This window comes from Streptomyces sp. NPDC127114, assembly GCF_042677525.1.
GTDB lineage: Bacteria > Actinomycetota > Actinomycetes > Streptomycetales > Streptomycetaceae > Streptomyces.
On the sequence record NZ_JBHXTJ010000067.1, the window covers coordinates 20,966 to 27,180 of the forward strand.

Annotated in this window: 6 protein-coding genes; 5 read left to right on the forward strand and 1 reads right to left on the reverse strand. The window is 73.2% G+C overall.

Annotated elements, in window-relative coordinates; all coding sequences use genetic code 11:
- Positions 1–343: 343 nt before the first annotated feature.
- Positions 344–931, reverse strand: a complete 588-nt coding sequence (locus ACFVGS_RS35755; RefSeq protein WP_384408407.1) for a TetR/AcrR family transcriptional regulator — start codon at positions 929–931, stop codon at positions 344–346.
- Positions 932–1,015: 84 nt separating this feature from the next.
- Here ACFVGS_RS35755 and ACFVGS_RS35760 point away from each other — a divergent pair, with 84 nt between their 5' ends.
- From ACFVGS_RS35760 to ACFVGS_RS35780, 5 genes are all read left to right on the forward strand, one after another.
- Positions 1,016–2,251: a cytochrome P450 gene (locus ACFVGS_RS35760; RefSeq protein WP_385696506.1), complete on the forward strand. Its 1,236-nt coding sequence runs from the start codon at positions 1,016–1,018 to the stop codon at positions 2,249–2,251.
- Positions 2,252–2,319: 68 nt separating this feature from the next.
- Positions 2,320–3,213 (forward strand): SAM-dependent methyltransferase, encoded by an 894-nt coding sequence (locus tag ACFVGS_RS35765; protein WP_384408403.1) that lies wholly within the window; start codon positions 2,320–2,322, stop codon positions 3,211–3,213.
- Between the two features lie 63 nt (positions 3,214–3,276).
- Entirely contained in the window at positions 3,277–4,083 is an 807-nt protein-coding gene (locus tag ACFVGS_RS35770) for a class I SAM-dependent methyltransferase (RefSeq protein ID WP_385696509.1), read from the forward strand.
- Between the two features lie 167 nt (positions 4,084–4,250).
- Positions 4,251–5,264: an NAD-dependent epimerase/dehydratase family protein gene (locus tag ACFVGS_RS35775; RefSeq protein WP_384408399.1), complete on the forward strand. Its 1,014-nt coding sequence runs from the start codon at positions 4,251–4,253 to the stop codon at positions 5,262–5,264.
- Positions 5,261–6,112: an SAM-dependent methyltransferase gene (locus ACFVGS_RS35780; RefSeq protein WP_385696512.1), complete on the forward strand. Its 852-nt coding sequence runs from the start codon at positions 5,261–5,263 to the stop codon at positions 6,110–6,112. The genes ACFVGS_RS35775 and ACFVGS_RS35780 overlap by 4 nt, the downstream gene beginning before the upstream one ends.
- Positions 6,113–6,215 lie beyond the last annotated feature (103 nt).

Here is a 6,215-nt window from a genome sequence, read left to right on the forward strand (position 1 = left end):
CGGGCAGGACACGCACTGGGAGGCGGGCACGAGGCGGGAACGCTGACGGTAGGTCAGCCGGTGTGGCGAGGGGAGCCCTTCGTCGTCTCCGTACAGGATCGCCGATGGCCGCAGAGAGGGCGGAGGGCGGGCCGGCGCGCGGCGACGGGGCGTCAGGAAGTGGGCGGCGCTTGTGCGTACGGCCCAGGGGCGGCCGCGCGTCCGTCGCGCGGCATCCCGCGTTCGTCAGCGCGGAGGTGAGATGCCCGGGACGATAGTGGGCGATCGCCCACTGGTCAAGCGTCTGCCCCGCGGTGGACGACCGCGGGGTAGACGACGGGGGAGGGGCGGCGCGACCGCGTGGTCAGCGCGCGGCGTCGGCGACGACCGAGGTCACGATCTTGTGGACGTCCTGGGTCGGCGGCGTGTCGCCCTGCCGGCCGGCGAACAGGAGGTGGCTGGTCCCGATCAGCGTGAGGGCGAGGGTGTCGACGTCCGCGGTGGGCGCGATCCGGCCCAGCTCGCGCTCGGCGGCCAGGTACGAGGTCAGCATGGCGGTGGCCTCGGTCAGCACCGGTACGCCCGAGGAGCCGGCCGCGTGCAGCCGGGTGCGCAGCTCGTCCCGCGCGGTGATGAGGCTGACGATCGACACGGCGACCGATCCGAACAGGTCGGTCAGTGCCTTGGTGAGGTTGTCGGCCACGGTGCCGGTCCCGGCCGCGCCCTGCAGGTTCTCGCCCTGGCTCCGGATGCGGTCGATGCGGTCCAGGACGAGTGCGGCGAGGAACGCGTCGAAGTCGGCGAAGTGCTTGTGGAGGACACCCTTGGCGCAGCCCGCCTCGGTGGTGACCGCCCGGCTGGTCAGCGCGTTCGGTCCGCCCCGGAGCAGCACGCGCTCGGCGGCGTCGAACAGCTGCTGGGAAACGTCACGGATCGCTGTGCCCGTCGGCATCGTGTCTCCCTTCCCTTCCTTGCGGGTCCGGCTTTCGGGTGCTGATCGTTGACGAGTGGGCATGTGCCCACCTAGGGTGGGCACATGCCCACTATACCCTCAAATGCTGCGACGGGTATGCCCTCGGGGTGCCCTCTGGCGACCGCTCGCGGGCGGGACGCCTATACGGTCCCGGCACCGGTTCTCGAGGCCTGGCGGCAGGCGCCGGTACGGGAGGTCACCACCGAGTCCGGCCAGAAGGGCTGGCTGGTCACCGGGATGGCGGAGGTCCGGACCGTGCTGTCCGACCCCCGGTTCAGCCGCGCCGAGGCGCGGCGGATCGGCGCCGTCGTCGTACCGTCGGCCGTTCTGGCGAAGCCCGGCATCAACGACCTCGACGGGCCGGAGCACGCCCGGATGCGCCGCCTCGTGGCCGGGGCGTTCAGTGCCCGGCGGATCCGCGCCCTGCGGCCGCGCATCCAGCAGATCACCGACGAGCTGATCGCGCCGCTCGTGGCCGCCGGCCCGCCGGCCGACCTGGTCGCCGGCCTCTGCCGCCCCCTGCCGCTCACCGTGATCTTCGAGATCCTCGGCGTTCCCCAGGAGGACCGGGAGCTCTTCAGCGGCTGGGCCGACCGTGTGATGGCCACGACGGCCTACCCGCCCGGCGAGTCACTGAAGGCGCTGGAGGCGGTCATCGCCTACATGGGCGACCTCGTCGAGGCCAAGCGCCGCACCCCGGACGACAGCCTGCTCCAGGAGCTGATCACGGCCCGGGACGAGGAGGACCGGCTGAGCGAGGAGGAGCTCGTCCACCTCGGCAGCGGTCTGCTCATGGCCGGCAACGAATCGACCGCGACCGAGCTCGGCAAGGGTTTCGCGGCCCTGCTGGACAACCCGGACCAGCTCGCGGCGCTCCGCGCCGACCCCTCCCTGGTGCCCGCCGCCGTCGAGGAGGTCCTGCGGTACGCGCCGCTGAGCGCCCGCGAGAACGGCGGCCAGGTCCGCGCCACCACCTGTGACGTCGAACTGGGCGGTGTGGTGATCCCCGCGCAGAGCGTCGTGTTCGCCAGCCTGCCGGGCGCCAACTTCGACCCGGCGGCGTTCCCCGAACCGGAGCGGTTCGACGTCGCCCGGGAGGGGGCCGAGGGTCACCTCACCTTCGGGTACGGCGCGCACCGCTGCCTGGGTGCCCAACTGGCCCGGATGGAGCTGGAGGTGGCGTTCGGCAGTGTGCTCGCCGCGTTCCCCGGGCTGCGACTGGCCGTACCCGCCGACGAACTGGTCAACGCCCAGGGCCGGCTGATCAGCGGAATGGAGGCGCTGCCCGTCACCTGGTGAGCCCGTCCGCGCACGACTGCCCGGCCCCGGCCGGGGAAACCGGCCCGACCCTGGAAGAGGATGAACTGATGTCTGACCGGATAGCCGCTCCCGACCCGTCGGCGCAGGTGGCCCAGGCGCCGCCGTCCCAGGAGGTCGCCGGCTTCTACGACGGCCTCAGCGGACTGCTGACCGAACTGTTCGGCGGAAGCCTGCACGAGGGGTACTGGAAGTCCCCCGACGACCCGGCGACGATGGCCGAGGCATCCCGCCAGCTCACCGACCTGCTGGCGGAGAAGCTCGAACTGAAGCCGGGCGACCGGGTCCTCGACCTCGGGTGCGGCTCGGGTGCGCCGGCCATCAGGCTCGCGCGGTCGACGGGCGCGCGGGTCGTCGGCATCACCAACAGCGCGGTGCAGATCGAGGCCGCGACCCGCAACGCCCAGGAGGCGGGGCTGGGCGACCAGGTGTCCTTCCTGTGCGCCGACGCGACGGTCCTGGCCTACGAGGCGGAGTCGTTCGACGCCGTCCTCATGATCGAGTCCATCTTCCATCTGCCGGACCGGCTCGGCGCCTTGCGCGAGGTGGCGCGGGTGCTCCGGCCCGGCGGTCGCGTCGCGCTCACCGACCTCCTCGACCTGGACCCCGCGCCGGCGCCGATGGAAGAGGCGGTCGGCGACCTGGCCGAGCACTCGCGGGAGCACGGGCACGCCTCGCTGGTGGCCCGGCCGATCCGTCTCGACGCGTACTCCGCGCTCCTGGAGGAGGCCGGCCTTGTGCCGGTCGAGCAGACCGACATCACCGCGCACACCGTGGCCCCCACGCTCGACTGCCTGCGGCGGAAGCTGACCGACGACCACGAGGAGCTCGTGCTCCGGTACGGGAGTCAGGTCGTGCGGCAGTACGAGTCCGTCCTCCCCCTCCTGGAGAAGGCCGGGTTCGGGTACGGCGTGGTGGTCGCGGCCGCTCCCGCCGCGCCGTGACGGGAGGGCCTTCACTGTCCACGCCGGGTTGACAGTGGGCATGTGCCCACCTAGAGTGGGCACATGCCCACTAACGCGGAGAATGAAGTTCACCAGCAGCGACAGGTAGCGGAGTCGTTCGGTGCGGACGCCGAGCGCTACGACCGGGCCCGGCCCCGCTATCCGGAGCAGATGGTGGAGCAGATCGTGAAGAAGAGCTCCGGCCGCGAGGTCCTCGACGTCGGCACCGGAACCGGAATCGTCGCCCGGCAGTTCCAGAAGGCCGGGTGCAGCGTGATCGGCGTCGACCCCGACGAGCGACTGGCCGACGTGGCGCGCCAGTTCGGTCTCGAGGTCGACGTGGCGACCTTCGAGGACTGGGAGCCGGCCGGCCGGCAGTTCGACTCGGTCGTCGCCGCCCAGGCCTGGCACTGGGTCGACCCGGTCGCCGGCGCGGCCAAGGCCGCCCGGATCCTGCGGCCCGGCGGCCGCCTGGCGGCGTTCTGGAACGTCTTCCAGTTCCCGGACGAGGTGGCGGACGCGATCGCGCGGGTCTGCCAGCGGGTCATGCCCGACGCGCCCTTCGACTTCCAGGCGATGCTCAAGGGCGCCATGAGCGGATACCAGGGGTTCTTCGCGAAGACCTCCGACGGGATCCGCGAGGCGGGCGGCTTCACCGACCCGGAGCAGTGGCGCTTCGACTGGGAGTGGACCTACTCCCGCGAGGCCTGGCTGGACCAGATGCCCACGCTGGGCGCGTTCACACGACTCCCGGCGGACAAGATGGCCGAGGTGCTGGAAGGCGCCGGCACCGCCATCGACGCCATGGGCGGCAGCTTCACGATGAACTACGCGACGGTGGCGGTCACCGCCGCGCGCACCGGCGCCTGATCCCACCCGCGCCGGGCGTCTTCTGGGACGAGGGGACGCCGGCGCGACGGAGCGGAACCGCGCGGCCGCCCACCCGGTGACGGACGGGTGGCCGCGCGTCCGCCTGCCCGCACACCGGCGCCGAGGACCTGAGCACGGAACGGACCGGATCTCCTGGAAAGGGCGTCATGAAAGTTCTGGTACTGGGCGGAACGCGCTTCGTGGGACGCAGCATCGTGGACGCCGCGCTGGCGCGCGGGGACGAGGTCGGCGTCCTCAACCGGGGCAGCCGTCCGGCCGCCGAAGGCGTGGAGCAGCTGACCGCGGACCGGACCGACGCGCAGGCGCTGAACCGCGCGGTCGGCGACCGGAAGTGGGACGTCGTGATCGACACCTGGACGGGAGCTCCCCGGGTCCTCGCCGACTCGTGCGCACTGCTCGCGGACCGGGCCGGGCACTACGCGTACGTGTCCAGCTGGGTCGTCTACCGGCCACCCGTGCCCGCCGGCGCCGACGAGAGCGCGGCCACGATCGACGGCGACCCCGACGACGGGGCGGACGGCTTCTACCCGACCGCCAAGCGCGGCTGCGAACTCGCCGTCGAGCGGGCCTTCGGCGACCGCGCGCTGATCACCCGCCCGGGACCCATGTTCGGCCCGTACGAGGACGTCGGTTCCCTGACCTGGTGGCTGCGCCGCATCCACCGCGGCGGGCGGGTGCTCGCGCCCGGTCGTGCCGACGACCCCTTCCAGTACGTCGACGTCCGCGACCACGCGCCCTGGCTGCTGGACGCGGCGGCACGCGGCGTCGCGGGCGCGTACAACACCGTCTGCGAACGAGGGCGTTGCACGATGGGCGAGTTGCTGGAGACGATGCGCGAGGTGACCGGATCCGACGCGGAGCTGGTCTGGGTGCCGGACGACGACCTGCTGGCCGCGGGCGTCCGCCCCTACCTCGACCTCCCGCTGTGGCTGCCCGCCGCGATGCGCGGCGGTATCAACGACGTCGACGTCTCGGCCGCCCACCGCGCCGGATTCGACAGCAGCCGGCCGCTCCGGGACACCCTGGCCGACAGCTGGTCCTGGCTGGAGCGCGAGGGCGAGCCGCCGTGGCAGGGCACCACCGCCCGTGGCCTCGACCCGGACCTGGAGCGGCGGGTGCTCGACCGGTCGGCCGGGAACGACCGGAAGGACGGGAAATGACCGGCGCCGCGGGGGCCCGTACGCAGGGCCTGACCCAGCAGGAGGCCGAGGACGGCTTCTACAACGACACCAGCGAGTTCCTCGCCGAACTGTCCGGCGGGAGCCTGCACATGGGGTACTGGGAGTCCCCGGACGACCCGGCGACGATGTCCGAGGCCTCGGAGCGGCTCACCGGGCTGATGGCGGAGCGTCTCGGCGTCGGCCCCGGGCAGCGGGTCCTCGACATCGGCTGCGGTACGGGCGCACCGGCGATACAGCTGGCGCGGACGACCGGCGCCGCCGTCGTCGGCATCACCAACAGCCCGGTCCAGGCCCGCCTGGCCACGGAGAAGGCCCGGGAGGCCGGAGTCGCCGACCGGGTGGAGTTCCGGTGCGAGGACGCCACGCGGCTCGGATACCCGGCGGGATCCTTCGACGCCGTCTGGCTGTTCGAGTCGATCATGGCCATGCCGGACCGGCTCGCCGTGCTCCGGCTGGCGGCGGACGTCCTCAGGCCGGGAGGGCGTCTCGCCCTCACCGACTTCCTCGACCGGAAGGAACCGGCCGTCGGTGCGGAGCAGGGCGACCAGCCTCAGTACTCCGTACTGTTCGGCAAGCTGATGCCGCTTCCGGACTATCCGGGCCTCCTGGAGGCGGCGGGCCTCGTTCCGGTCGAGATCGCCGACGTCAGCGACCGGACGGTCGCCCGTACCCTGGCCGCCATGCGCCGACGGCTGGAGGACGACCGCGAGGCGCTCACCCGGCGGTTCGGTGCCCAGGTCGTCGGACAGTTCGACGGCATCGTCCGGCGCCTGGAGGCCGCCGGGTTCGGCTACGGCCTCGTCGTCGCCCACCGGCCCGGACGGTAGGCGCGGCGGCGCCCGGCACGCGTCGGGGGCCGGGGCCCCCCCCGCGGGGGGCGGGGCGGCGGCGGGGGGGGGGGGGGGGCGGCGCCCCCAAGACCCCCCCCGC

Bases quoted from the DNA above. Each gene is read 5' to 3' on its own strand.
- ACFVGS_RS35770 (WP_385696509.1), top strand. From the start codon at position 3,277: ATGCCCACTAACGCGGAGAATGAAGTTCACCAGCAGCGACAGGTAGCG.
- ACFVGS_RS35755 (WP_384408407.1), bottom strand. From the start codon at position 931: ATGCCGACGGGCACAGCGATCCGTGACGTTTCCCAGCAGCTGTTCGAC.
- ACFVGS_RS35775 (WP_384408399.1), top strand. From the start codon at position 4,251: ATGAAAGTTCTGGTACTGGGCGGAACGCGCTTCGTGGGACGCAGCATC.
- ACFVGS_RS35780 (WP_385696512.1), top strand. From the start codon at position 5,261: ATGACCGGCGCCGCGGGGGCCCGTACGCAGGGCCTGACCCAGCAGGAG.
- ACFVGS_RS35765 (WP_384408403.1), top strand. From the start codon at position 2,320: ATGTCTGACCGGATAGCCGCTCCCGACCCGTCGGCGCAGGTGGCCCAG.
- ACFVGS_RS35760 (WP_385696506.1), top strand. From the start codon at position 1,016: ATGCCCACTATACCCTCAAATGCTGCGACGGGTATGCCCTCGGGGTGC.